The sequence below is a fragment of the Paenibacillus sp. L3-i20 genome (assembly GCF_022180385.2).
In the GTDB taxonomy this organism is placed as follows: Bacteria; Bacillota; Bacilli; order Paenibacillales; family Paenibacillaceae; genus Pristimantibacillus.
This window is the reverse complement of the sequence record NZ_BQME02000001.1, coordinates 2,316,886-2,342,644: the sequence shown is the minus strand read 5'-3', so window position 1 is coordinate 2,342,644 and position 25,759 is coordinate 2,316,886. Positions and strand designations below refer to the sequence as shown.

The window sequence follows — 25,759 nt, the reverse complement described above, 5'->3', positions numbered from 1 at the left end:
GCCGATTGTACCATAGCCAATCAGGATTTACAATAGTACAAGTTTATATTCAATTCCAGTTTCAGTACCCCAATTTTTTCAAATAATCAATATTAGCTTGAGCAGAATGTAATGAGCTCTTCAGAAAATGCTCCTGCTCCACAAATAAGTACTCCACTCCAGCAGGTTCTAGCTCCTTAAGCAGCTCTTTGCAACCCACAACACCTTCTCCAAGCTCAACATCTTTACGACCTTGGGCAAAGTCTCTGATGTGGACAAGAGGCACTCTTCCCTTGTACTTTCGAATGTAGTCAACAGGGCTATATCCCGCCATATAGACCCAGCCTAAATCGAGCTCCACAGCAATTAGTTCCTCAGGTACAAGCTCTAATAAAAGATCAATCGCTGGTTTCCCCTCTACGAGTTTAAATTCAAAATCATGATGATGAAGAGCATAGTTCATGCCTGCATCCTTCACTTGCTGACCGCAATGCGTCAACACTTCTGACAGGAACATTATATCATCCATTGTAGGCTGCTCTTGAATCGGAATCCAAGGTGTAACGATGTAATTAACACCTAACAATCCTGCATAGTCCAATTCCTTTGCAAAATCATTTTGCAGCTTTCCAGGCACCTTAAAGTTTAACGAAATGAATGTAGACGGAATAACTAGTCCCACTTGTTCCGCTTTCTCCTTAAGAATCGGAGCTTTCGCATTGAAATAACCCATAGGCTCAATTGCCTCATATCCCATCTCTGCTACTTTTTCCAATGTGCCCAAAAAATCTCGTTCTGCCTCGTCACGCAGCGAATACATTTGAATTCCGACCATCGGCTTTTTTCCCATTCCTTAGCTCCCTTTTCCTATGCAGCACACTATACTTTCATTATGCGCTTTGTACATCAGAGAGATACTTTGGAATATTGCTTCTAAGAAGCTCCGTTCAAAATAGTACGTATACGAGCGATTCGCTCACTAGCTATCCCCTCTAAGAAACTTCCATTATGTCGAACTCCCGAGCCGAAATGGACTTCTGGAACGCCCGTTGCGCGCAGGAAGTCACTGACGTTGTCACCATTCAAACCATAGCCGCCCATAATTTTAATGGCTAGCCCATGAGAGGTCTCTTGCAGAGCACGAATTGACTCGGTAGATTGTAGTGCCGGCAACGTCCCACCGGCTGTTAAAACTCGGCTTATTTGTGGATATTGAGCAAGTACATGTAAAGCCGTTTGTTTATCCTGCACCTCATCGAAAGCACGATGGAATGTAATATCGAGCCCTTCCGCTGTGCGAATAAATCGCTCCAATTGTCCGATATGAATATCCCCATCAACATCTAATGATCCTATTACGATACCCGCTGCTCCTGCTGCTCGAATGACCTCTATATCTCTAAGCATAATCGTCATATCGCTTTCACTGTAACAAAACGACTGGCTATGAGGTCTTACCATTACGTTAACCGGAAGCGAAGACGCCTTCACCGCAGCTTCAACTAAACCTACGCTAGGCGTTAGCCCGCCCTCAGCAATACCAGTGACAAGCTCAATCCGATCTGCACCACTTGCAGCTGCAATCTCAACATCTTCAACTCTAATGGCTATTACTTCGATGATCATTACTCGGCTCCCCTATCTTCGAACTAAATAACATATCCCGTCCTTGTTCCTCAATTGTATCATTATCGCCACTCGTCGCCAGTCTTTAGCAACACACAAAAAAAGAGCACACCCTATCGGGCATGCTCTTTCTCTATAATCAGCAGTTAAACTGCTAATAACTTATTTGAAGTTTTTCAAGTTGTAAAATGCTGCTTTGCCGCCGTATTGAGCTGTTGAACCTAATTGGTCTTCGATGCGAAGCAATTGGTTGTACTTAGCTACACGGTCCGTACGGGAAGGAGCACCAGTTTTGATTTGACCAGCATTGGTTGCAACTGCGATATCAGCAATTGTGCTGTCTTCGCTTTCGCCTGAACGATGGGAGATAACTGCTGTGTAACCAGCGCGTTTCGCCATTTCGATAGCGTCGAAAGTTTCAGTCAATGTACCGATTTGGTTAACTTTAACCAAGATGGAGTTACCTACACCTTTTTCGATACCGTCGTATAGACGCTCAGTGTTCGTTACGAACAAATCGTCACCAACGAGTTGAACTTTGCTGCCAAGTTTCTCAGTTAGCAACTTCCAACCATCCCAGTCATCTTCAGAACAGCCATCTTCGATCGAAACGATCGGATACTTGTCTACCCATGAAGCTAGAAGGTCAACGAACTCAGCAGGTGTGAAGGATTTTCCTTCGCCAGCAAGTACGTATTTGCCATCTTTGAAGAACTCAGTGGAAGCAACGTCCATACCTAGGAATACGTCAACGCCTGGCTTGTAGCCTGCGCGCTCGATTGCAGAGATAATTGTTGTAATTGCTTCTTCGTTGGAACCAAGGTTAGGAGCGAAGCCGCCTTCGTCGCCAACAGCTGTGTTAAGACCTTTATCATGCAATACAGCTTTAAGGTTGTGGAAGATTTCCGCACCGATGCGAAGAGCTTCTTTGAAGTCAGCAGCGCCAACTGGAAGAACCATGAACTCTTGAACATCGATGTTGTTGTCAGCATGCTCGCCGCCATTGATGATGTTCATCATTGGAACTGGAAGCGTCTTAGCGTTGAATCCACCAAGGTAAGTGTAAAGAGGTACATCCAAAGCGTCAGCAGCAGCGCGAGCAACAGCCATGGAAACAGCTAGAATTGCGTTAGCACCAAGTTTAGCTTTGTTAGGCGTACCATCAATTTGAATCATTTTGCGGTCGATAGCTACTTGATCAAGAGCGTCAAGACCGATGATTTCTGGAGCGATGATTGCATTAACGTTCTCAACCGCTTTAAGTACGCCTTTGCCAAGGTAACGAGATTTGTCGCCATCACGAAGCTCAACAGCTTCATAAGCGCCTGTGGATGCGCCAGATGGAACGATTGCACTACCTTTACCACCGGACTCAAGAGTTACTTCTACTTCTACTGTTGGATTTCCGCGGGAATCCAATACTTCGCGTGCGTAAACGTCAACGATAATTGACATGATGTAAACACTCCTTTTGATTTGAAAAATATTTAAACCCATACCCTAAGTCTACTATTTAGAGCCCAGTAATGTCGAGCCTGTCATCTCAATCGGTTTCGTAAGTCCAAGCAAATCGAGCATCGTTGGTGCAATGTCGGCAAGAATGCCGCCTTCGCGCAACGTCTCTCCTTCTCTTGTTACGATAAACGGAACCGGATTGGTTGTATGAGCAGTATGCGGTTTGCCATTCTCATCGAATACCATATCCGCATTACCGTGGTCTGCTGTAATAAGACATACGCCACCTTTTGCAAGAACAGCGTCTACTACTTTACCCAAACATTCATCCGTCACTTCAACCGCTTTAATCGTTGGTTCAAGCATACCGGAGTGTCCAACCATATCCGGATTTGCAAAGTTAAGAATAATCGCATCATGTTTATCCGCTTCAATTTCTCGAACGGTTGATTCCGCAAGCTCATACGCACTCATCTCTGGTTGAAGGTCATAAGTAGCTACCTTCGGTGAGTTAACAAGTACACGCGTCTCGCCAGGAAGCTCAGCTTCACGTCCGCCGCTGAAGAAGAACGTCACATGTGGATATTTCTCAGTCTCTGCTGTACGAAGCTGTGTTTTGCCATTCTGCGCAAGAACCTCGCCAAGTGTATTGTCCAAGTTCTTAGGTGAATAAGCTACATAGCCGTCTACTGTTTCACTGAACAATGTCAAGCAGACAAAGTGCAATTTAACGGGATGTTTCTCTCCACGATCAAAACCGCGGAAATCTTCATTCGTAAATACTTGAGACAATTGGATAGCACGATCTGGGCGGAAATTGAAAAATACGACTGCATCTTCAGATTCCACAAGACCAACAGGCTCGCCATCAACACCTACAATAACTGTTGGCATAACGAACTCATCATAAACTGATTTCGCATAGGATTCAACTACAGCTTCTAGAGGGTCAGTATATTTAGGACCTTCTCCATAAACCATCGCGTTATACGATTTCTCCGTACGCTCCCAGCGTTTGTCACGGTCCATCGCATAATAACGACCTTGTACGGTAGCAATTTGGCCTATGCCAACTTCTTGAATCTTTGCTTGTAGCTGTTCTACATACCCTTTTGCACTGTCAGGAGAAACGTCACGTCCATCCAAAAAGGCATGAATGTACACATCCTGAAGCCCTTCTTTCTTAGCAAGGTCAAGCAATGCGAACAAATGTCTAATGTGGCTGTGCACGCCGCCATCAGATAGAAGACCATAAAGATGCAGTTTTTTGCCGTTTTGTTTAACATGACGAACCGCTCCTAGAAGCGTTTCATTATCGTAAAATTCGCCGTCGCGAATTGACTTACTGATTCTCGTCAAGTCTTGATAAACGACACGCCCTGCACCAATGTTAAGATGTCCAACTTCAGAGTTGCCCATTTGACCCTCTGGCAAGCCCACTGCTTCTCCACATGCTGTCAGAGTAGTGTTTGGATATTGGTTCAAGTAACGGTCGTAATTCGGTTTATTTGCTTGAGCAACTGCGTTTCCCGTTACATCGTCGCGAAGTCCGAATCCGTCCAAAATTATTAATGCTACAGGCTTGCGAGAGGCCATATTACTTGGCCCCCTCGATCAATGCGATATAGGAAGCTGGCTCTAAGCTTGCTCCGCCTACTAGCGCTCCATCGATATCCGCTTGTCCCAAATACTCAGCTACGTTATTAGGCTTCACGCTGCCGCCGTATTGAATACGAACTTTTGCTGCAACCGTTTCGTCATACAGACCTGCAATAACGTTACGAATGTAGCCGATAACATCTTGTGCATCCTCGGAAGTAGAGGATTTGCCAGTACCAATTGCCCAGATAGGCTCATAAGCAACAACAACTTCAGCTGCTTGCTCTGCTGATAGTCCTTGGAAAGCTGCTTCTGTTTGCACTTTGCAAAGTTCTTTTGTTTGGCCAGCTTCTCGCTCTTCAAGCTTCTCGCCAACACATACGATAGGCGTCAAACCATGCTTAAATGCAGCATGAGTTTTCTTGTTTACGATCTCATCCGACTCAAGGAAATATGCACGACGCTCGGAATGTCCGATAATAACGTATTTCACGCCAAGATCCTTCAACATTAGTCCGCTAATTTCGCCAGTGAAAGCACCATTGTCTTCAAAATGAAGGTTTTGTGCTCCAATTGAAATTGTTGTACCTTTAGCTGCTTCAACAAGTGCTGGAAGCGCTGTGTAAGGTGCGCAAATTACGCTTTCTACGCCAGCCACTTCAGCTTTACCTTTCACTTCAGAAAAGAAAGAAACAGCTTCAGAAACTGTTTTGAACATTTTCCAGTTACCTGCAATAATTGGTGTTCTGCTCATCTCAATACCCCCGACACATAATGTAATATTTGTTTTCAATTGATATGTTTATTTTGAACTTACTTATCATTAAGAGCAACTACACCTGGAAGCACTTTGCCTTCCATGAACTCGAGGGAAGCACCGCCGCCAGTGGAGATAAAGTTCATTTGATCTGCAAGACCAAACTTCTCCGCTGCCGCTGCGGAGTCGCCGCCGCCGATTACTGTGTAAGCCGAAGTTTCAGCAGTTGCTTGCGCTACTGCAAGTGTACCATGGGAGAATGGCTCGATTTCAAATACGCCCATCGGTCCGTTCCAAACAACAAGCTTGGAGTTTTTGATCACGTCAGCATAAAGCTCGCGTGTCTTAGGTCCAATGTCGATGCCTTCCCAATCAGCAGGAATGCCGTCAATATCAACGATTTGTGTATTCGCATTTGCGCTGAAATCATCCGTTACGACAACGTCTACTGGAATCAGGAAGTTTTTGCCTAGCTTCTTCGCTTTTTCAATAAACTCAAGAGCTAGATCAAGCTTGCTGTTGTCCACTAGTGATTTACCAATTTCATGGCCTTGTGCTTTGAAGAACGTGTAGGAAAGACCGCCACCGATAATAATGTTATCGGCAAGTTCAAGCATTTTATCGATAACAGCGATTTTGTCCTTAACTTTAGAACCGCCTACGATTGCTGTGAATGGACGCTCAGGATTGTGAAGTGCTTTACCTAGAACTTCAAGCTCTCTCTCCATAAGAAGACCAGATACAGCAGGAAGGATATGTGCAATACCTTCTGTCGAAGCATGAGCACGGTGAGCAGCTCCGAATGCATCATTTACGAACAAGTCAGCCAGTTTAGCAAAAGATTTCGCTAATTCTGGATCATTTTTCTCTTCACCAGGGTAGAAACGTACATTTTCAAGCAACAATACGTCGCCATTTTCAAGAGAAGCTACTTGTGCTTCTACTGCTTCGCCGATTGCTTCATTAGCTTTCATAACTGGCTTGCCTAGAAGTTCAGCTAGACGAGCAGCGGATGCCGTATGACGAAGTTCTTCTACTACTTCACCGTTTGGACGACCCAAATGGCTTGCAAGAATAACTTTTGCGCCTTTTTCGATTAAGAAGTTAATCGTCGGAAGCGTCTCACGAATACGCTTGTCATCTGTAATGTTGCCATTTTCGATTGGCACGTTGAAGTCTACACGTACAAATACGCGTTTTCCTGCTAATTCTGTAATGTCACGTACACTTTTTTTATTCATGTATGAAACCCTCCTAAATATGTGGTAGTTACTTTATGGTCTCGTAGATAAGTAGACAAAAAGAGGAGGGCGCCCCTTCTTTTAAGGAAGGAACGCCCTCATGGTCAGACCCTGCGAAGGGTAATAGACCTAGGGCCGAAGCTCGCTATAAGGAGCTACGACCCGTCAGCTTTCTTTCCTTACAGACCTTTTTTTGCGATATAAGCAGCAAGATCAACTACGCGGTTTGAGTAGCCCCACTCGTTGTCATACCAAGAAATAACTTTAACCATGTTGCCTTCAACAACCATTGTAGACAAACCATCGATTGTGGAAGAAGCAGGGTCACTATTGTAGTCGCTTGATACAAGCGGCAATTCGTTGTAGTTCAAGATACCTTTCAAAGCGCCTTCGGAAGCTTCTTTGAATGCTGCGTTTACTTCTTCAACTGTAACGTTAACTTTCAATTCAGCAACTAGGTCAGTTACGGAAACGTTAGGTGTAGGAACACGCATAGCCATACCGTTCAATTTGCCTTTAAGTTCAGGCAACACTAGGGAAACTGCTTTTGCAGCGCCAGTGGATGAAGGAATGATGTTTTCTGCAGCTGCGCGAGCGCGGCGCAAGTCTTTATGTGGAACATCTAGAACGGATTGATCGTTTGTGTATGAGTGAATTGTGTTCATCATACCTTTTACGATACCGAACTTGTCGTTTAGTACTTTTGCAAATGGAGCAAGACAGTTAGTCGTGCAAGAAGCGTTGGAGATGATGTTGTGAGCAGCTGCATCGTATTTATCTTCGTTTACGCCGATAACGATTGTGATGTCTTCGTTAGAAGCTGGAGCGGAGATAATAACTTTTTTCGCGCCACCTTTAAGGTGAAGCTCAGCTTTTTCTTTGGATGTGAAAATACCAGTAGACTCAACAACGATTTCAGCGCCTACAGAACCCCAAGGAAGGTCAGCAGGGTTACGCTCTGCAAATACTTTAACTTCTCTGCCGTTTACGATCAAAGCGCCTTCTTTTGCTTCAACTGTAGCGTCAAGCGTACCATGAGTTGTATCGTATTTAAGAAGGTGAGCCAGCGTGTTTACGTCTGTCAAATCGTTTACTGCTACGATTTCAACCTCGGAATTGTTTAGTGCTGCGCGGAATACGTTACGACCGATACGTCCAAAACCATTGATACCAACTTTAACCATTTGAAATTCCTCCTAAGCGATTTTAAAATTTTATACATTTATTTCAAGACGCTATCTCGGCTATCGCCAAAGGCGGCCGTTATTCGTCGAGATGCCATTTACTACGTTTCTTGTTTACAAGATTTGTACTTTTTCATCAAGCAGGGCAACTATTTCATGAGCAGCCGCTTCATCTGTAATGAGCACGTCATTATGTCCGAATCGCATTACTGCTTCAATCGCTTCGCCTTTCCCCTTGCCGCCAGCTACTGCTATAACAACTTCAGTTTTAACAATATCCTCAAGGCGTAACCCTACTGTCTTCATTTTGTGGACGACTGCCCCGCTTCGGTCGAAATAAAATCCGAATGCTTCTGCTAATGCACCTTCCGACGCAATTGCTTCAACAAGTTCCCGATCAAGCTTTCTTCGCCTCGCCATGACCATCGCATCACCAATGCCGTGCACAACAATTCGTGCATTGCGGATTACTTCCACAATCTCTCGAATGTTAGGCTCCTGCATTAATGAAGCAAATGCTTCTTCACCCAAATGATCCGGTACATGCAATAAGCGATATTGTCCGCCTGTTCGCTTCGCCATCGTTGATGCCAGGGTGTTGGCTTGATAATCAAGACTTTCACCGAGTCCACCTCGTGCCGGTACGAACCACATATGCTTCATCACTGAGGAAGTCGTTAGTTGGTTAGCTACTTGCGCGATTGTTGATCCACCTGTTACAGCGACCACATCATTCGGCTTCATAACTTGTCTTAATACTTGGCAGCCCGCTCTTCCAAGCTCCCGTTTCGTTTGAACAGAGGATTCCGAATCACCTGGCACTACGATTACTTGCGTTAGACCAAAGTAGTCACGCAGCCTTTCCTCCATCTCAGACAAACCGAACATCGACTTGTATAATGGCTCAAGCTGTTCCAGCATCGTTTTGCCAAGTTCACTGATTCTCATACCTGCTGTATGGATCTCAAGCAAACCTTGATCCTTAAGAAAGTCTGTTTCTGCTCGCAGTACCCGCTCCGTCATCTCCAGCGTATTCGCTAAAGTCCGACGACCGATTGTATCCGATAGCATAACCTGATGCAGGATCAAATACCGTTTCTTCATTACATCTAGAAGATCTGGCACAAGCTGCTGCTGCAGTTCAATGATCTTTCGCATCTCTAATCCTTCACTCCATCGGTTCGAGCCCATTTGGCTCTAAGCATATATTGTGCCACGAGCTAGGGACCTCGTTTCCGAGTTTTGCAAGTTACTGGGACTCGATTCGTCCCGTATGAACTTTTTTAGTCCCACCTCTATCTTAACTAAAATTTGCTTCGTCTGCAAGACCTGAAATGAAGATGAAAACGATTACTATCGCAATTTACGTAAAATTTATTTTTGCCATCTCCCTTGCTTTCGCCCCATTAATAACATATAATCATTTTTGCTACTGTTTTTTGCAATATGCGCCCGTGGTCCAATGGATATGACGTAGGCCTCCGGAGCCTGAGATCTAGGTTCGATTCCTAGCGGGCGCGCCAATCATACTATAACCAAGCTGTTCTGCGATATACGCGGGACAGCTTTTTTGTTGTTTTGTATTTTTTGTATTTGTTTCATTATCACTTGTCTGTATTATTTACTCTTTGTTCTTTATTCTTTATTCTTTGTTCTTTATTCTTTATATAAATCATCTTTTAATCCTTTCTTTCTCTATTAATAGGTAAAGCGTGTCCAATAAGGGCATAGCGCTCCAAACTCGCAGTCACATAAGTACTCGAAGTTGATCAGTCGTTATTCATGGCGGGTGTCCAGAGGGCGCAGCGCCTTGGGGCCCTCCCTTGGAAGGGAGGGTTCGGGAGGGTTCGGGAGGGTTCGAAAGCTCTTATCAAGAGTCCCAATTGCCCCTCTGACTATCTTTGACTTTTACAAATCAATCCGTTATTATAGGAATACGATTCCAATATTAAAGCTTTTCGTTGACGAAGGAGGATTGGTTAGAGATGAATTTTGTGCCTATGGTAATTGAGCAAAGCAATCGAGGGGAACGCTCTTATGACATCTACTCTCGCCTGTTGAAAGACCGCATTATTTTTCTTGGATCTGGTGTGAATGACGTGGTGGCCAATTCTATCATCGCGCAAATGCTATTCCTCACAGCTGATGACCCGGAAAGAGATATTTCCTTATACATTAACAGCCCTGGCGGTTCCATTACAGCTGGTATGGCTATTTACGATACGATGCAATACATTAAACCAGATGTATCCACGATCTGTGTAGGTATGGCGGCTTCTATGGGCGCATTCCTTCTCACAGCTGGAGCAAAAGGCAAACGTTACGCATTGCCAAACAGTGAGGTTATGATTCACCAACCTCTTGGCGGCGCAGAAGGCCAAGCAAGCGACATCGAAATTCGTGCTCGCCGCATTCTGAAGATGCGTGATAAGTTAAACAACATCTTAGCGGACCGCTCCGGTCAACCGCTTAGCAAGATCGAAGTTGACACAGACCGTGACTACTTCATGAGCGCTCATGAAGCTAAAGAATACGGCCTAGTGGATAAAGTTATCGAGAACGCTACAACTGTGTAATCAATCGTAACTTAAAAGAAGCTTTCTGCCGATCCATTTCAATGGATATAGCAGAAAGCTTCTTTTGTTTCATATATTAGCTCATCCTTTATATGTTTCATGTAAGACAAATCATCTACTATTATGAAGTCGTTTTCTGAAAAAGACAGTACGCTACAATCAATCGATATTGTTCATTCTATTTTTTTATATAAGAAGTTAGTGCTCAATCTTTGCGTCGAAATAATCCAACCAGGAATAGCCAATGCTAAATCAGCACCTTCCTCACCACCGACCCATTTGAGTGAGCCTAGCTCCTTATCCAATTGAAAAATATTTTCCGAGTCCCCATCCCAATGGATTACATACGCATCTTCACCAAAAAGAGAATATTGACCTCCATTAAGTGACCACAATTGACTTCCTTCTCGTTCATACATAACAAGTGCATTTGAACCATACCAATACCCGGTTGTTATTTCTGGGTCTTCAAGTGATGTCATTTCCCTGGCCTCTTGAAAGGTCGACAATTTGCCTGTTGGAACATCATAAGCTTTATAAATAATATTTTCCTTGCCCAATTTCCGCTCCCCATATATGAAGGACTAAAGCATTCAATTAACAATCTATTCTCATCTAACCAATTTACAATATTAATTCTTTCCTCCGAAGAAGAGTTTAATGTTGACACAAGCTTACCATTACGATTATAAACAGAAATTCCTTGTGCCGACACAAGAATGGCATTATCTGATTGTACCCCTTGTTCATTACCCTTCTGCGCATACTCTAGGGCGAATCTACTGCCCTTCTTGTTCCATAGAACTTCAGGATTCGTTTGTAAAGAATCTTCTATGTTAAATTGTGAAACTACATTACCCGTTTTTGAGTCTACTATGCGGTAATCATTAGTCACATTCAAGTCACCTATCATAATGTTATACACGAACCTCTCGAGGTTCGGATCAGGGAACACTAAACTACGAGATGGGGCACTGCCTGGATCACCATAAGAGTGGTACAACTTTCGATGAGACTTACTCACCTCTAACATATTTAAGTCGACCACCCACAGCTTACCCTTTAAAGTGGTTATCATCATTTTAACCTTTTTCCCATACTCATCTTCAGCAAAATAGGTAGTTAATAATCCATCGTTCTCGTATTCTTTAGTATTTTTCTCTACCTCCCAAAATGGGGTGACATCGTAATAACTCCATTCTCCATGTCCAGCACCGCTACGTCATACACCAAACGATCATGCTCCACCATTCGCCTTGTAAATACTACATGATTTTCATCAATCATATCGACGCCATAGACACTAGAATAATCATCCCTTTGCGTTTCATACAACGGATATTTCTTCAAACTATTTTCATCAGGTTTCACAACCATAAGCTCATATCGTCGCTTTGTCTTTTCAGTTCCTTCCTTCTGATCCGGGCTATAATCAACAAGATGTACAACTGTACTTCCCATGCTGTCTTTCCCTATAATGTAACCGCCCACTCCGATTTCAAGCTGACAGCTGCCCAACGCAAACTCTGTTTCTAGACAAAGCGCCCCTTCCGCTTTTATCTCATCTTCTCTAACTGTTAACGGTGATGATGCTATAGTAGAAGCTACATTCAATGAGAGCAAATTTCCGTCTGAACTTGTACTTTGTAATGTGAGCTCGACTTCATTTTCTTTCTGGGACATTCCTTTATTGAAGAGTAGAAATAAAATTACAACCGCAATACCCGCAATTGCTATTAAAATGAGTTTGGTTCGCTCAGTCATCCTTTCCATCACCTTCCCTTAATATGTGAAGTTAGATTTCAAACAACTAGACATGCCTAATTTGGAAAATGTTTCTTTTTCAGCAATTACCCTCTGTGACCTCAATCACATCACATCGCTCATACAAGTGCTATATTGGCTTCAAAAGCTACATCTACAGAGTATCTATTTGGAGGCAAACCTATGGAAATTGAAGCCTTATTAAAAGTTGAGCAGCTTGCTTTGAAAAAGCTGCGGACTTACCAGCAAAGTATATGGCGCTACTTATCACGAGCCATTCTTGCTGGCATGTTCATCGGATTCGGCGTCATCGTCGCATTCAAGTCTGGAAGCCTATTTCACTTAGAACAGTCTCCCTTCACTTACCCAGTCGCGGCACTAATGTTCGGATCAGCTATCATTCTGATTAGCTACGGTGGCGGTGACCTCTTCACGGGCAATACGTTTTATTACAGTTACGCCGCCCTCCGCAAAAAGATGAGTTGGTCCGACACTTGGAAGTTATGGATATTAAGCTACGGAGGCAATTTGATAGGTGCGGCAGTATTTGCCTTCCTCATATGGATGACAGGGCTTTTCGCAGACCCGAGTGTAAATAGCTTTTTATTTGAAGTAGCTGAAAAAAAGATACATGCACCTACAATCCAACTTTTCTTCCGTGCTATTCTATGTAACTGGTTAGTCTGTCTCGCCTTCTTCGTTCCGATGACACTCAAGGGCGACGGTGCAAAAATGTTTGCCATGATGTTATTTGTTTTCTGTTTCTTCATCTCTGGTTATGAGCATAGTATCGCTAATCTATCGACCTTTGCCATTGCGTTAGTACTCGATCAGCCAAATACGATTTCGTTGGATGGCATTCTACACAATCTGATCCCCGTTACACTTGGCAACCTGATCGGAGGCGGACTATTCATGGCAGTCATGTATTATTACGTAAATAAACCTTTTATGGAGGATTAGATAAGCAACGCAAAAAATCGCCATCCGATTAATCGGATGGCGATTTTTTTCTGCATGACAAAAACAGATCGTTCCACAATTTAAGTCTAAACAGCAAAAAAGGAAGCTTGTCCGACGCTTTGCATAAACATGCGACGTGACCTCTTCCTTCCTTTTTATTGATTTTCTAGTTCTTCCTTGCTGACAAGCGCCACTAAAGCGTTTACAGCCTGTTCGGAATCTGAGCCGTCAGCACTTATTGAAATCTCTGTACCAGAGCTGATTGCCAAGCTCATAATCCCCATAATTGATTTTGCGTTAACCTTCTTGTCATCCTTCTCAACGAACACCTCGGAGGAAAACTTGTTTGCTTCTTGCACGAATAACGCTGCAGGTCTCGCATGAAGCCCCGTCTTGAGACGTACGACAACTGGAAGTCTTGTCATGGAAATCATACCCCCTATATTTTCTATAAAACATTTTCATGTAGGAAAAACAAGTCATTTACATCTTATTATATCATTATACAAGCAGTTGCACTAGGCATAAGTTGTTCCGCCACGTATTTTTTCCGCTAATTCGTCGATTTTGCGAAGACGATGGTTGACACCTGACTTACTGACCCTGCTTCTGAGCATTTCTCCAACCTCGGTTAAATTAAGATCCGGATGCAAAAGTCTAATTTCTGCAACCTCTCTAAGCTTATCCGGCAAGCTTTCCAGACCAATTTCTTTCTGCAATAGCTTTATGTTATCGATCTGACGAACAGCAGCTCCGATCGTTTTGTTCAAGTTAGCGGTCTCACAGTTAACGATCCGATTAACGGAATTACGCATATCGCGCATTATTCGCACATCCTCGAACTTGAACAGCGCTTGATGTGCGCCGATTATGTTGAGTAGCTCGATAATCTTTTCGCCTTCTTTGATGTAGAAAATAAATCCCTTTTTACGCTCGATGCATCTTGCGTTCAGATCAAACTTATTTGCAAGATCTACAAGTGCTCCGCAATGTTCTTCGTACATGGACGAAATCTCAAGATGATACGATGAGCCTTCCGGGTTGTTGACAGAACCGCCAGCCAGAAAGGCACCGCGTAAATATGATCGCTTGCAACAAGGCTTGCGAATCAATTCCTTATTAATACTATTATTAAACATAAAGCCCTCTGACACGATAGTCAGCTTGCTTAATATCTCCTGCACCATAGTTGGCATACGGACGATGTACACATTGTTTTTCTTAAGTCGCATTTTTTTGCGAACTAACAACTCCACGTGCACGTCAAAGTGTTTTTTGATCAGGGAATAGATTCTTCTAGCTATCGCTGCATTCTCCGTCGAGATGTCCAGAACGACCTTGCGGCTGGATAGACTGACCGAACCATTCATCCGTATAAGCGCCGATAATTCGGCAAGCTCACAGCAGCTGTCCGCTTCAATTAAAGTCAGCTCTTTTTTTGTTTGCGCCGCAAAAGACATTCTTCCTCACCTCTTTCTAAGCATCCAATTCTCAACTAATTTATATATATGATGGCTTAATCGTTCTGCGTCATGCCTTAGGAATGTGCGGAAGAGCACCAATCTGTCGGCAATGACTTCGTAACCTCGTTTTGTCACTTCATCAATGTCCAAATGAACAGCTTTTGAACCCATCTCAGCATATTTGCTTTCAACCTGAGGTGGAATTTCTCCGTCGTTCACAATAACATAATCAAATAAATGATGCCCGATATGAGCGTGAATTGCGTCGAGATGATCACTTACCGAATAGTTATCCGTTTCACCAGGCTGAGTCATTACATTACAAACAAACAGTTTTACAGCATCTGACTCACAAATTGCTTGGGCAAGCTTAGGCACCAAAAGGTTGGGCATAATACTTGTGTAGAGACTTCCCGGACCAATTAATATCGCATCAGCGCCTTGGATAGCTTCAACAGCTTCCGCAAGTGGCTCAACATCCGCCGGCTCAATAAACACCCGTTTGATCGCCTGACCTGCCTTTGGAATCATGGACTCTCCAGTAATAATCGTTCCATCCGCCATCTCAGCCTTCAAGACGATAGCCCGATTAGCAGCCGGCAGTACCCTGCCTCTAACAGCAAGCACTTGACTCAGCTGGCGCACTCCTGTAACAAAGTCACCAGAAATATCCGTCATAGCGGCCAACATTAAATTACCTAAGCTATGTCCAGCAAGACCAGTCCCGCTTTGAAATCGATATCGAAGAACTTCTGTAAGAAGCGGCTCTGCATCTGCAAGTGCCGTCAGTACGCTTCGAATATCACCAGGCGGCGGTATATTAAGCTCATTACGCAGAATGCCGGAACTGCCGCCATCATCCGCCACCGTTACGATAGCAGTTATATCAAGCGGCTTCTCCTTGAGTCCCCGCAGCATAACCGACAATCCTGTACCGCCGCCAATGACGACGATTTTGGGACGTCTAGCTATTTTTTGTATTGTCCCCATGCGATCCCCCCGCGTCAATGCTTATCGCGTTCAGAATCGCGATGGCTGACCCGTACTCGTTCCGTATCGCTACTTCCGAGTATCCTTCCCAAATATTCTGCAATAGCGACAGAACGATGTTTTCCGCCCGTACAACCGATTCCAATTACAACCTGACTTTTTCCTTCCTTGCGGTACAGCGGGATAAGAAATTGAAGCATATCAATAAGTTTGGTTAAAAATTGCTGGGTTTCAGGCCACTTCATCACATATTCGTACACTTCAGGAGTCTGCCCCGTATTAGGTCGCAAGTGCTCTACATAATGCGGATTAGGAAGAAAACGTACGTCGAAGATTAAATCCGCATCAATTGGGACACCATATTTGAAACCAAAAGAAGTAACATTTACTGAAAGATTGCTTTGTCCCAAATTTGTGAAGTGAGAAATAATCTTTTCTTTCAGCTGCAACGGCTTCAAAGTGCTTGTATCGATTACTTGTGAGGCTGATCCTTTTAAATCCTCTAGCAAGCGACGTTCACTATGAATCCCTTCTAGAGGCATCCCTTGCGGTGCAAGCGGATGTCTACGGCGACTTTCTTTATAGCGTTGTACAAGTACTTCGTCCCTTGCATCAAGAAACAGAATCTCACAACTAATTGTATGATGATCTTTAATATAAGCTAACGATTCCGACAACGCAGTAAAAAACTCTCTGCCGCGCAAATCGATCACGAGCGCTACTTTACCAATCTTGCCGTTCGATTGTTCAATTAACTCGGCAAACTTCGGAATAAGAACTGGCGGCAAATTGTCGACACAGAAAAAGCCAAGATCCTCAAGGCTCTGAACAGCAATTGTTTTGCCCGCACCCGACATACCAGTAATAATGACAAGCTCAGCCATTGTTGCTGTCGTTTCCATGAGAGCTACACCTACTATCCTCTTAGAATAAGGCCTGCCGCTCCCACTACTCCTGCATTGTTGCCAAGTGTAGCAGGAACGATCTTCACGCCTTCTTTTGCTTGTTCAAGTGTGTACTTCTCGAATACTTCACGAATTTGATCGAATAAGAAATCACCAGCTTTGGAAACACCGCCGCCAATAATAAAATATTGTGGATTAAGCAATATCGCAATCATCGACATCGACTTACCAAGATAGAATGCTGCACGACTTACGATACGTGCTGCAACCTCATCCCCTGCTTTAGCCGCATCAATAACATCTTTTGCCATAATGTTTTCTACTAACGATAATGAAGTACGGTCTCCGCGCGCAACAGCATCTTTCGCCATACGAATAATGCCCGTTGCTGATGAAACAGTCTCCAAGCAGCCCATCATGCCGCAGCCACACTGTATCGCTTCCAAATCAGGAACGATAGAAACATGTCCTAGCTCACCAGCCATACTCGCGAATCCTTCCACTATCTTACCATCTATAATAATACCGCCGCCTACACCAGTACCTAACGTGTAACATACACAATTAGCTACGCCTTTACCTGCTCCAGCCCATGCTTCACCAAGTGCAGCTACGTTTGCGTCGTTATTCACTTTAATTGTTTTCTGAAGCTCCTGCTCCAAGAACCCTTTAAGATCTGTGTTTAAAATATTTAAGTTGGCAGAAAACTTCACAAACCCAGTAGGAATATCAAGAAAACCTGCGATCCCAACTCCTACGCCATCAACCTGCTCCCACTGATATGAGGAATCAGCTACTATCTTCCGCGAGTAGCTTGCAATATTATGAAGGATAGCGTCCGTTCCTTTACTCGTTTCTGTCGGTCCTTCAAACGTGTGGAGCAGTTGTCCCTCCGCATCGCAAATGCCTACCTTAATTGTAGTACCACCGACATCGACTCCAACGTAAATCTTCTCAGACATTACTAAGCCACCTCGTTCATAAAGTTAACATTCTCTGTTCCAACTATAAGCCTTGTTACCACTCTGGTCAAGCGCATACGGGGGCCTTTACACCCCTGCCAAGCTCTGATTTCCTATTGCTTTTGCCCTATGATTTAAGTGAAAAAAGGACTGCACCCTTAAGCTCTCAGCTCTTAAGGTGAAGCCCTCCTCTATTCAACAGCCGATTTGCTCTTCGAGATTTACAAAGATTGGCTCCAATCATGTGTTACGCTGCCTTCGAGAAATCTTTCACAGTCGAGTGCTGCCATACAACCGCTGCCCGCAGCTGTAATAGCTTGACGATATTTAGTATCTTGAACGTCGCCGCAAGCGAATACGCCAGGTACATTCGTTTCGGTTGAACCGGGCTTCACAATGATGTAGCCATTCTCATCCGTATCAATTTGTCCACCAAGGAATTTCGTGTTTGGCGTATGACCAATTGCGATGAAGATACCGTCTGTTTCAATAACTTCCTCTTCGCCGGATTCATTGTTCCGTACTTTAAGACCTTTCACACCCATTCCACTAGCTACGACCTCAATTGGAGTTCGATTCAGGCTCCAACTAATTTTTTCGTTGCCACGAGCACGATCCTGCATAATTTTGGATGCACGAAGTTCTTCTCTACGGTTAACAAGCTCTACATTCGTAGCAAAACGAGTAAGGAAGTTAGCTTCCTCCATAGCGGAGTCGCCGCCGCCTACAACGATAATCTTTTTGCCGCGGAAGAAGAAACCGTCACAAGTTGCACAAGTGCTTACACCGTTGCCGACATTATCCTTCTCACCAGGAATACCTAGATATTTAGCGGATGCGCCAGTAGAAATAATCAAGCTCTCGCCAACAATTTCACCTTGACCTTCAACTTGCAACTTGAAAGGACGCTCCGACATATCGACGCTATTGACCCAGCCCGTTATAAATTTAGCACCAAAGCGCTCGGCTTGCTTACGCATATTTTCCATAAGCTCAGGTCCCATTATACCTTCGGGGAAACCTGGGAAGTTCTCTACATCAGTTGTCGTTGTGAGTTGGCCTCCCGGCTCTGGTCCTTCGATAATAAGAGGATTCATATTTGCGCGGGCAAGATAAATAGCCGCTGTCAGTCCTGCTGGACCCGTTCCGATAATAATAGATTGATACATCTCTTTCACCTCGTGAGCGATTAATCTTCCTTCAAATCTTGTGCAGAAAATACGGAGTTGATCGACTTCATCTTCTCCTTAATTCCGCATGCTTCATCAATAAGCTTTACATGTTTGCTAATTGTAGCAATTGATGTTCCATACCGCAGGGATACTTCATGATACGATATTGCACGGCGATGCATCTTAGCTGTCAAATATTCCAGCGCAGCAGCCCAGCTATCAGGCTTTGTAAGCTTCGGTACACTTGGATACATACGAGTAAGGAACTCAACCCATAATGTCATCATATCGTGCTGCTGAACAAGATCATAATGTTTGCTCATCCGGCTAATAGCAGATTGTGCAACAGCTTCCCACTTTTCGTCCCATTCCGGCAACCTTGATGGTACTCGATTTGGTTCTATGACCGTTTGTTTACCTTCAAGCAATACATGAAGCGGTTCTTGTACACCAATCGTCCGAAGAACGAACACTGCAATCTTCTTCAAATAGTCATCCTCATCAGGTTCAAGAAGGAACGCTCGCAGCACATCCTTCACTTCATTATCAGCAATCATTCCGAAAGCTTGAATGACCTGCAGCTTCGTATGATGATCGCCATGTCTCAGCGCCCAGAAAAAAGATGAGCGAACAAGTGGATCACGCTTCAAGTGATCAGGTATTCCACCAGTCGTCCTCTCCCATAACTTAAACTGCTCGTCAAATGGCAGATGATAGTGATAACTAATAGGAGAGGATGTTTCCCCATTTTGCACATGTGCAAGTTGGTCCATATAATAATCAGGAATTCCTGATTTCGGATCCAACTTCATTGTTTGCTTCCAAAGGCGTTCAGCTTCCTGCAATTTTCCAATATTGAAAGCAGCTACGGCAGCGTAATGATGGACGCAAGGATCTTGGTTAACATCGCTGTCTTTCAGCAATCGTATAAAATGGCGATAAGCAACACCGTGTTCTCCTAAGATACCCATTGTTGTAGCGAGTTTAAACACATGCTCTTGATGAAATGGTACTGTTTTTGTTAATTGATCTACTAACAACACCAAGTTTTCCTTATCTCCCTCATGCTGATAGAAGATAGCGAGATTACAAAGCGCATGAAGATTACCAGGCTCATGCTGAAGCACGCCTTGAATAGCCTCCATCGCTTTATCGAATATACCCATATAGTAATAGGCTAGTGCGAGATTATTCCGTGCAGCAAGGAAATCCGGCTGTTGCTCGGCAATTTCCTCAAGAATACGCACTGCCTCTGTAAATTTACCTTCTTCAAGCAAGTTGCGAGCCTGATCATGTTCCACGAGCCCCTGACGGGACTTGATGTTAGTCAGCTGTGTCGGTCGTTCAAGTTCATAGTGTAGCAGATCCATCATCTCTTCTGCTTCATCTAAATACTGACCATCCGCATCTTCCTGCAAATATTGAATAAGCGACCGTTCCGCCGCCTCATAGTTTTCCATGTTGGCATAATTGTTCGCCATATAGAAGTAACATTCTGTCATTGTAGGATCAAGATCATCGATTATCCAATTCAATATTTCATTAGACTTCTCGTAATTACCCATCTCAGAAAGAATGCCCGCCATATTGCAATGGTTAACAGGATTTTCTGGCTCGTATTCAACAGCTCTGCGGAAGTATTTCAGTGCCTTGTCATAATGGTATCGATCTAGTGAACGGACTGCTCTTTCGAAAAAAAACGTTGCATCCCATTGAATGGGTATCACCTTAGTCCCCTCATTAACAGCCACCTGCTTTTTTCTTTTCACCAGCAAGGCACCTCCTTCTTTTTCCGTTTTTTACGATTATACCATAGCCCCGACAACTCAACACGAAAGAATATGTGGGAAAATCGCGGACAGCATATAAGCCGTCCGCGATTTCTCCAAGGTGTTTCTATTCAATTACTTGGTTGCGAACTTATCGCTTTGTTATACACCTTTGTTTTTGAAAAGGGTACTAATTGATCCGCCGTCCAAAATAATACGAGTAGCTTCTGCAAGCAATGGAGCTACTGACAACACTTTGAATCTCTCAGGTGTTGATTCCGGCAACAAGATGGAATCCGTAACGATGACTTCTTTAATATTAGGATGATCTAAACGCTCAATGGCATTTCCTGAGAATAGTGGATGTGTCGCACAAACATATACATCTTCCGCGCCACGTTCCTTCAATCCTTCGACAACGTTCACGATCGTATTTCCAGTATCAATCAGGTCTTCAATAATAATCGGTGTCTGGCCCGCAACGTCCCCAATAACATGAGTTATGGATGATTCGTTATGAGCTGGACGTTTCTTGATCATAATTGCAAACGAAGTGTCCAAATAATTGGCAAGCTTCTCCGCTGTAGAAGCACGGCCTGCGTCCGGCGATACTACGACAGGGTTTTTAATATTCTTTGACTTCAGATAGTCGCTGATCAGATCAAGTGCTGTCATATGATCAACTGGAATATTAAAGAAACCTTGAATAGCAGGAGCATGAAGATCGATTGTGATGACACGCGTAGCTCCTACCGTCGTCAACACATCAGCCAGCATTTTAGCCGAAATAGGCTCCCTTGGCGCAGCCTTACGTTCCTGACGCGCATAACCGTAATAAGGCATAATGATATTTACAGTTCTTGCAGAAGCGCGTTTCGCCGCATCGATCATAACAAGCAATTCGACAAAATGCTCGTTAATAGGATGCGAGAACGATTGAACAAGAAATACATCACAGTTCCGAATCGTTTCTTCATAATGAACGTAAATTTCACCGCTCTTGAAACGGGACAATTTGATGGAACCTAGGTTCTGGCCTAGCTCGCTAGCTATCTTCTGAGCCAATACCGGATTAGACGAACCCGAAAAAATACGCACCTTGTCGCTTAACATGATACCCTCCTGAGCGTTTCAACCAATTAATTTAGAACATTCTCGAAAATCTTACTCGTCCTATTATACATTGATTTTTCGATATTTCAAAAAGGTATTCCTACTATTTTTCGACAAAGCTATGAAATTAGACACTTATCGCATTTTATTTGTTGTCGGCTTGCCGTGTCGGCTTGTAAGTTCTGCCAAAACATCGTCAAATGGTAGTCCTCTCTCACGGAGCAGTACCATAAGGTGAAAGAGCAAATCACTTGCTTCACTGCGAAGTTCGATGTTGTCCTTGTTTTTAGCAGCAATAATAACTTCAGCCGATTCCTCGCCGACTTTTTTCAATATTTTATCTACACCTTTATCGAATAAATATGTCGTATAAGCCCCTTCAGGTCTCTCCGCATAGCGCTCTGCGATAATACTCTCCAAGCTGCTAATAATACCGAATCGATCCGACGATTGTTCCGCTTCCTGCGTTTCTTGGTCTTCACCATTCGTACTAATTGCGATCTGATTGTAGAAGCAGCTATAACTGCCCGTATGACAAGCAGAGCCTTGCTGTTCTACACGTACAAGGAGCGTATCCCCATCACAATCATAAGCCATAGACGCGATACGCTGTGTGTTGCCGCTTGTCGCACCTTTATTCCAAAGCTCGCCTCTAGAGCGGCTCCAGAACCATGTCACGCCAGAATCAATCGATCGTAGCAAAGATTTTTCATTCATATAAGCAAGCATAAGCACTTCTTTGCTCTGTATATCTTGAACGACAGCTGGGACTAGTCCGTTTGCATCCCATTTAATTGATCCGATAATATCATTCCAATTACTTAACGTCACCTAACTTCAACTCCCTTCTTGCGCAAATCATCCTTTACTTCCCCTATCGTCATTTCTTTATAGTGGAATATGGTAGCTGCTAACGCTGCATCTGCACGGGCATTTTGGAATACATCATGGAAATGTTCAACACGTCCTGCACCACCTGAAGCAATAACAGGAATGCCAACGGAATCGGATACTGCCGCCGTCAACCTAACATCGAAGCCGTCCTTCGTACCGTCTGCATCCATACTCGTCAGCAGAAGCTCTCCCGCTCCCAAACGCTCCATCTCACGTGCCCATTCGAGCACCTTGATACCCGTCGTCTGACGTCCACCATGCGTATAAACTTCCCATTCACCCCATGTTGAATTGAACTTAGCATCAATAGCAACTACGATACATTGTGACCCAAACTTACGCGCCCCTTCGGATACGAGTGCTGGATTTTTGACTGCTGCCGTATTAATACCAATTTTGTCCGCTCCTGCACGCAGCAAACGTTTCATATCATCGACATGAGAGATGCCTCCGCCTACAGTGAATGGTATCGTAATTTCGCCAGCTGTACGCTTCACAACTTCGATCATCGTGGCCCGCCCTTCAACTGAAGCCGATATATCCAAAAAGACGAGTTCATCTGCGCCTTCTTGATCATAGGTAGCCGCAAGCTCTACAGGATCGCCCGCATCACGAAGATTAACGAAGTTAACACCCTTCACGACCCGTCCGTCCTTCACATCGAGGCAAGGGATAATTCGTTTCGCCAGCATGTTGTCCTCTCCTTCTACCAATTTATTATAAGGATGTCGTCGTTAGACCCTTTGGGCTTCCCGTTAACGTTAAAAAATTGCCCAGCAACGCCATCCCGAGCTCTCCACTTTTCTCAGGATGAAATTGCATGCCATACACATTATTACGTCCTACAATCGCTGTAACTGGACCATAATAATCCGTTGTAGCAAGTAAATCAGACTCCGCCTTAGGCTTCGCATGGAAGGAATGTACGAAATAGACATGCCCTTCGGTTAATCCCTTAAATAAAGGGGAGTTCTGTTCTCTGAACGATAATTTATTCCAACCCATATGCGGAATTTTATAATTGCCGCTAAATCGGATTACTTCTCCTGGCAGCAAGTCCAGTCCTTCATTCTGCCCGTACTCCGCACTTTCACTAAATAGAAGCTGCATTCCTAGACAAATGCCTAACATCGGCTTGCCCGAAGCTGCATACCTTTTGGCTACTTCGTCTAATCCCGTTTCACGCAGGTTCTGCATTGCATCACCATACGCTCCAACTCCCGGCAATATAGCTCCGCTAGCTCCAGAGATCGTTGTCGGATCTGCTGTTATGACCGCCTCGTAACCGAGACGTTCCACTGCTTTACTAACGCTATGCAGATTTCCCATCCCATAATCGATAATTGCGATCATTCTAGAGCACTCCCTTCGTTGAAGGAACTCCTTGCACACGTGGATCGATACTTGTTGCTTCATCCAACGCTCTTCCAAGAGCTTTGAACACAGCTTCTATCATGTGATGCGTATTTTGACCGTAGTGAACGATAACATGTAATGTGATTCTTGCTTCCAAAGCAAATTTCCAAAGAAACTCATGTACAAGCTCTGTCGAAAAGCTCCCAACCTGCGAAGACGGATATTGTGCTCTATATTCAAAATGAGGACGATTGCTCACATCGATTACAACTTGTGCAAGTGCCTCATCCATCGGTACAAATACACTTGCATAACGTTTAATGCCACGTTTATCTCCAAGCGCTTCACGTAACGTTTGGCCTAAACAAATACCGATATCCTCCACTGTGTGGTGATCATCAATATCGATGTCTCCTTTAGCGTCTACATTCAGATTGAACTGGCCATGCTTCGCAAACAAATCTAACATATGGTTTAAAAATGGCACATCCGTCTCTAGCTTCGCTTCGCCGCTTCCGTCTACTCCGAACGACAATGTAATGTCAGTTTCATTCGTTTTCCGTGCAACTGATGCTTCACGTACCGTTTTGTCTGTCATCGTTATCCCTGCTTTCTTCGTATCGTTGTTGATTCGAGTCGCATTTCTTTGAGCCTCGTTACTTCAAGTCTCGTTCTTTCTCTAGTCGTATTTCTATCGCTCTGGCGTGCCCTTCAAGCCCTTCATGCCGCGCCAGTGTCATAATTTTGTCGCCATTGGCAAAAAGTGCTTCCTTGCTATAGTAAATCAAACTCGATTTTTTCATAAAGTCATCCACATTAACAGGAGAGGAAAATCTCGCAGTACCATTAGTAGGGATAATATGGTTCGGTCCGGCGAAATAATCGCCAACAGGTTCTGAGCTGTATGGTCCAAGGAAAATTGCTCCTGCATTCTCGATGTAGCCAAGTAGCTTCATAGGATCTGCGGTCAAAATCTCCAAATGCTCTGGTGCGAGCTGGTTGACTACATCTATGCCCGCTTCTATAGAATCTACAAGCAGTACTGCGCCATAATTGTCGATAGAGCTTCTAGCAATCGCTTTTCTCGGCAACTGCTCTAACTGACGCTCCACCTCGGCGGCAACCGCCTCTGCAAGACTCTCCGAAGGTGTTATGAGAATCGCGGAGGACATCTCGTCATGCTCTGCTTGCGATAATAGATCAGCCGCTATGTAAGACGGCTCTGCCCCCTCATCTGCCAGCACTACAATTTCACTTGGCCCAGCAAAACTGTCAATGTCGACCGCACCGAACACCGCGCGCTTCGCCAGCGCGACATAGATATTGCCCGGTCCAGTAATCTTATCGACCGGTGCAATCGTTGCTGTGCCATATGCGAGTGCCGCTATGGCTTGAGCTCCCCCGACCCGGTACAACTCCTTGACGCCCGCTTCAGCGGCGGCAACGAGAATATACGGGTCGATACCAGCCTTGCCGCCGGTCGCTGGCGGCGTGACCATCACGATCTCCGGCACCCCAGCCACCTGTGCCGGAATAACATTCATCAGCACGGACGAAGGGTACGCGGCTTTGCCGCCGGGCACATATACGCCGACCCGCTTCAGCGGTCGCATAATTTGGCCCAGCATCGTACCGTCCGGCTGCAGATCCATCCACGAGTTGCGCAATTGCTTCTCGTGGAATTTTCGAATGTTCACAGCCGCCTCGCGGATAGCTGTGAGGAAAGCTTCGTCCACGCGATCATATGCCGCGTGGATTTCCTCTTGCGTCACGCGCAGCGCTGACGCATCAAGCTTTACCCCGTCGTGCTGCTCCGTATACCTAAGCAGCGCCGCGTCCCCTTCCGCCTTGACGTCTCCGACGATCCGCAAGGCTGCTTCATTTTGCTCCGGTGTCCCATATTCCACCTCACGCTTTAGCCCAAATTGCTCTGCTCGCATAATACGCACTCGCACCGCCCCCTTCAATATGCTCTATCGTATTCGTCCACT

26 protein-coding genes and 1 tRNA gene are annotated in these 25,759 nt (G+C 44.5%); 3 read left to right on the top strand and 24 right to left on the bottom strand.

Going from position 1 to position 25,759, the window contains the following annotated elements; translation table 11 throughout:
* Positions 1-61: 61 nt before the first annotated feature.
* The 8 genes from MFF31_RS11015 to MFF31_RS10980 form a co-directional block, all read right to left on the bottom strand.
* Positions 62-829 (bottom strand): sugar phosphate isomerase/epimerase family protein, encoded by a 768-nt coding sequence (locus tag MFF31_RS11015; protein WP_238188041.1) that lies wholly within the window; start codon positions 827-829, stop codon positions 62-64.
* A gap of 83 nt (positions 830-912) precedes the next feature.
* Positions 913-1,605: a copper homeostasis protein CutC gene (locus tag MFF31_RS11010; RefSeq protein WP_238188040.1), complete on the bottom strand. Its 693-nt coding sequence runs from the start codon at positions 1,603-1,605 to the stop codon at positions 913-915.
* 162 nt (positions 1,606-1,767) lie between these two features.
* Complete coding sequence (gene eno / locus MFF31_RS11005) at positions 1,768-3,060, bottom strand: phosphopyruvate hydratase (RefSeq protein WP_238188039.1); 1,293 nt, start codon at positions 3,058-3,060, stop codon at positions 1,768-1,770.
* 54 nt (positions 3,061-3,114) lie between these two features.
* The gene (gpmI, locus tag MFF31_RS11000; RefSeq protein ID WP_238188038.1) at positions 3,115-4,656 is read right to left on the bottom strand and encodes a 2,3-bisphosphoglycerate-independent phosphoglycerate mutase; all 1,542 of its coding nucleotides are present in this window, start codon (positions 4,654-4,656) and stop codon (positions 3,115-3,117) included.
* A gap of 1 nt (position 4,657) precedes the next feature.
* Positions 4,658-5,413, bottom strand: coding sequence for a triose-phosphate isomerase (gene tpiA / locus MFF31_RS10995; protein ID WP_238188037.1), 756 nt, complete (start codon positions 5,411-5,413; stop codon positions 4,658-4,660).
* A 59-nt stretch (positions 5,414-5,472) separates the two neighbouring features.
* Positions 5,473-6,657, bottom strand: a complete 1,185-nt coding sequence (locus tag MFF31_RS10990; protein ID WP_238188036.1) for a phosphoglycerate kinase — start codon at positions 6,655-6,657, stop codon at positions 5,473-5,475.
* Between the two features lie 179 nt (positions 6,658-6,836).
* Entirely contained in the window at positions 6,837-7,841 is a 1,005-nt protein-coding gene (gene gap / locus MFF31_RS10985; protein WP_238188035.1) for a type I glyceraldehyde-3-phosphate dehydrogenase, read from the bottom strand.
* 114 nt (positions 7,842-7,955) lie between these two features.
* The gene (locus tag MFF31_RS10980; RefSeq protein ID WP_238188034.1) at positions 7,956-8,999 is read right to left on the bottom strand and encodes a sugar-binding transcriptional regulator; all 1,044 of its coding nucleotides are present in this window, start codon (positions 8,997-8,999) and stop codon (positions 7,956-7,958) included.
* Positions 9,000-9,289: 290 nt separating this feature from the next.
* On the opposite strand from MFF31_RS10980, the gene MFF31_RS10975 reads away from it, so the two are divergent.
* Together MFF31_RS10975 and clpP are read left to right on the top strand one after the other, a co-directional pair.
* Positions 9,290-9,364, top strand: a tRNA-Arg gene (locus MFF31_RS10975).
* 462 nt (positions 9,365-9,826) lie between these two features.
* Positions 9,827-10,417 carry an ATP-dependent Clp endopeptidase proteolytic subunit ClpP gene (clpP, locus tag MFF31_RS10970; RefSeq protein ID WP_238188033.1) on the top strand — a complete coding sequence of 197 codons (591 nt, stop codon included), beginning with the start codon at positions 9,827-9,829 and terminating at the stop codon, positions 10,415-10,417.
* A gap of 173 nt (positions 10,418-10,590) precedes the next feature.
* Here the strand turns inward: clpP and MFF31_RS10965 are convergent, their stop codons facing one another.
* From MFF31_RS10965 to MFF31_RS10955, 3 genes are all read right to left on the bottom strand, one after another.
* Positions 10,591-10,899, bottom strand: coding sequence for a hypothetical protein (locus MFF31_RS10965; RefSeq protein WP_238188032.1), 309 nt, complete (start codon positions 10,897-10,899; stop codon positions 10,591-10,593).
* The gene (locus MFF31_RS10960) at positions 10,896-11,450 is read right to left on the bottom strand and encodes a hypothetical protein (RefSeq protein WP_248565458.1); all 555 of its coding nucleotides are present in this window, start codon (positions 11,448-11,450) and stop codon (positions 10,896-10,898) included. The genes MFF31_RS10965 and MFF31_RS10960 overlap by 4 nt, the downstream gene beginning before the upstream one ends.
* A gap of 128 nt (positions 11,451-11,578) precedes the next feature.
* Positions 11,579-12,181, bottom strand: a complete 603-nt coding sequence (locus tag MFF31_RS10955) for a hypothetical protein (protein ID WP_238188030.1) — start codon at positions 12,179-12,181, stop codon at positions 11,579-11,581.
* 183 nt (positions 12,182-12,364) lie between these two features.
* Here MFF31_RS10955 and MFF31_RS10950 point away from each other — a divergent pair, with 183 nt between their 5' ends.
* Positions 12,365-13,144: a formate/nitrite transporter family protein gene (locus MFF31_RS10950; RefSeq protein WP_238188029.1), complete on the top strand. Its 780-nt coding sequence runs from the start codon at positions 12,365-12,367 to the stop codon at positions 13,142-13,144.
* A 155-nt stretch (positions 13,145-13,299) separates the two neighbouring features.
* On the opposite strand, the gene MFF31_RS10945 is transcribed toward MFF31_RS10950, so the two are convergent.
* The 13 genes from MFF31_RS10945 to hisD all read right to left on the bottom strand — a co-directional run bounded on the left by MFF31_RS10945 (position 13,300) and on the right by hisD (position 25,708).
* Positions 13,300-13,569 carry an HPr family phosphocarrier protein gene (locus MFF31_RS10945; RefSeq protein ID WP_197938437.1) on the bottom strand — a complete coding sequence of 90 codons (270 nt, stop codon included), beginning with the start codon at positions 13,567-13,569 and terminating at the stop codon, positions 13,300-13,302.
* A gap of 93 nt (positions 13,570-13,662) precedes the next feature.
* Positions 13,663-14,604 carry a DNA-binding protein WhiA gene (whiA, locus tag MFF31_RS10940; protein WP_238188028.1) on the bottom strand — a complete coding sequence of 314 codons (942 nt, stop codon included), beginning with the start codon at positions 14,602-14,604 and terminating at the stop codon, positions 13,663-13,665.
* 6 nt (positions 14,605-14,610) lie between these two features.
* A complete protein-coding gene (locus MFF31_RS10935; protein ID WP_282570446.1) occupies positions 14,611-15,597 on the bottom strand; it encodes a gluconeogenesis factor YvcK family protein in 987 nt (328 codons plus the stop codon).
* A 14-nt stretch (positions 15,598-15,611) separates the two neighbouring features.
* Positions 15,612-16,499: an RNase adapter RapZ gene (gene rapZ / locus MFF31_RS10930; RefSeq protein WP_238188027.1), complete on the bottom strand. Its 888-nt coding sequence runs from the start codon at positions 16,497-16,499 to the stop codon at positions 15,612-15,614.
* Positions 16,500-16,513: 14 nt separating this feature from the next.
* Complete coding sequence (locus tag MFF31_RS10925) at positions 16,514-17,464, bottom strand: ROK family glucokinase (protein ID WP_238188026.1); 951 nt, start codon at positions 17,462-17,464, stop codon at positions 16,514-16,516.
* Positions 17,465-17,685: 221 nt separating this feature from the next.
* Entirely contained in the window at positions 17,686-18,633 is a 948-nt protein-coding gene (trxB, locus tag MFF31_RS10920; protein ID WP_238188025.1) for a thioredoxin-disulfide reductase, read from the bottom strand.
* A gap of 20 nt (positions 18,634-18,653) precedes the next feature.
* Positions 18,654-20,405 carry a tetratricopeptide repeat protein gene (locus MFF31_RS10915; RefSeq protein ID WP_238188024.1) on the bottom strand — a complete coding sequence of 584 codons (1,752 nt, stop codon included), beginning with the start codon at positions 20,403-20,405 and terminating at the stop codon, positions 18,654-18,656.
* Between the two features lie 162 nt (positions 20,406-20,567).
* Positions 20,568-21,518 carry a ribose-phosphate diphosphokinase gene (locus MFF31_RS10910; protein WP_238188023.1) on the bottom strand — a complete coding sequence of 317 codons (951 nt, stop codon included), beginning with the start codon at positions 21,516-21,518 and terminating at the stop codon, positions 20,568-20,570.
* Between the two features lie 135 nt (positions 21,519-21,653).
* Complete coding sequence (gene hisIE, locus MFF31_RS10905; RefSeq protein ID WP_238188022.1) at positions 21,654-22,349, bottom strand: bifunctional phosphoribosyl-AMP cyclohydrolase/phosphoribosyl-ATP diphosphatase HisIE; 696 nt, start codon at positions 22,347-22,349, stop codon at positions 21,654-21,656.
* On the bottom strand, positions 22,346-23,104 hold the full coding sequence (gene hisF, locus MFF31_RS10900) for an imidazole glycerol phosphate synthase subunit HisF (protein WP_238188021.1): 759 nt from the start codon (positions 23,102-23,104) through the stop codon (positions 22,346-22,348). Before hisF ends, hisIE begins: the two co-directional genes overlap by 4 nt.
* A 25-nt stretch (positions 23,105-23,129) precedes the next feature.
* Positions 23,130-23,765: an imidazole glycerol phosphate synthase subunit HisH gene (gene hisH / locus MFF31_RS10895; protein ID WP_238188020.1), complete on the bottom strand. Its 636-nt coding sequence runs from the start codon at positions 23,763-23,765 to the stop codon at positions 23,130-23,132.
* A 1-nt stretch (position 23,766) separates the two neighbouring features.
* The gene (gene hisB / locus MFF31_RS10890; protein ID WP_238188019.1) at positions 23,767-24,366 is read right to left on the bottom strand and encodes an imidazoleglycerol-phosphate dehydratase HisB; all 600 of its coding nucleotides are present in this window, start codon (positions 24,364-24,366) and stop codon (positions 23,767-23,769) included.
* 58 nt (positions 24,367-24,424) lie between these two features.
* Positions 24,425-25,708 (bottom strand): histidinol dehydrogenase, encoded by a 1,284-nt coding sequence (hisD, locus tag MFF31_RS10885; RefSeq protein ID WP_375541312.1) that lies wholly within the window; start codon positions 25,706-25,708, stop codon positions 24,425-24,427.
* Between the last annotated feature and the right edge of the window lie 51 nt (positions 25,709-25,759).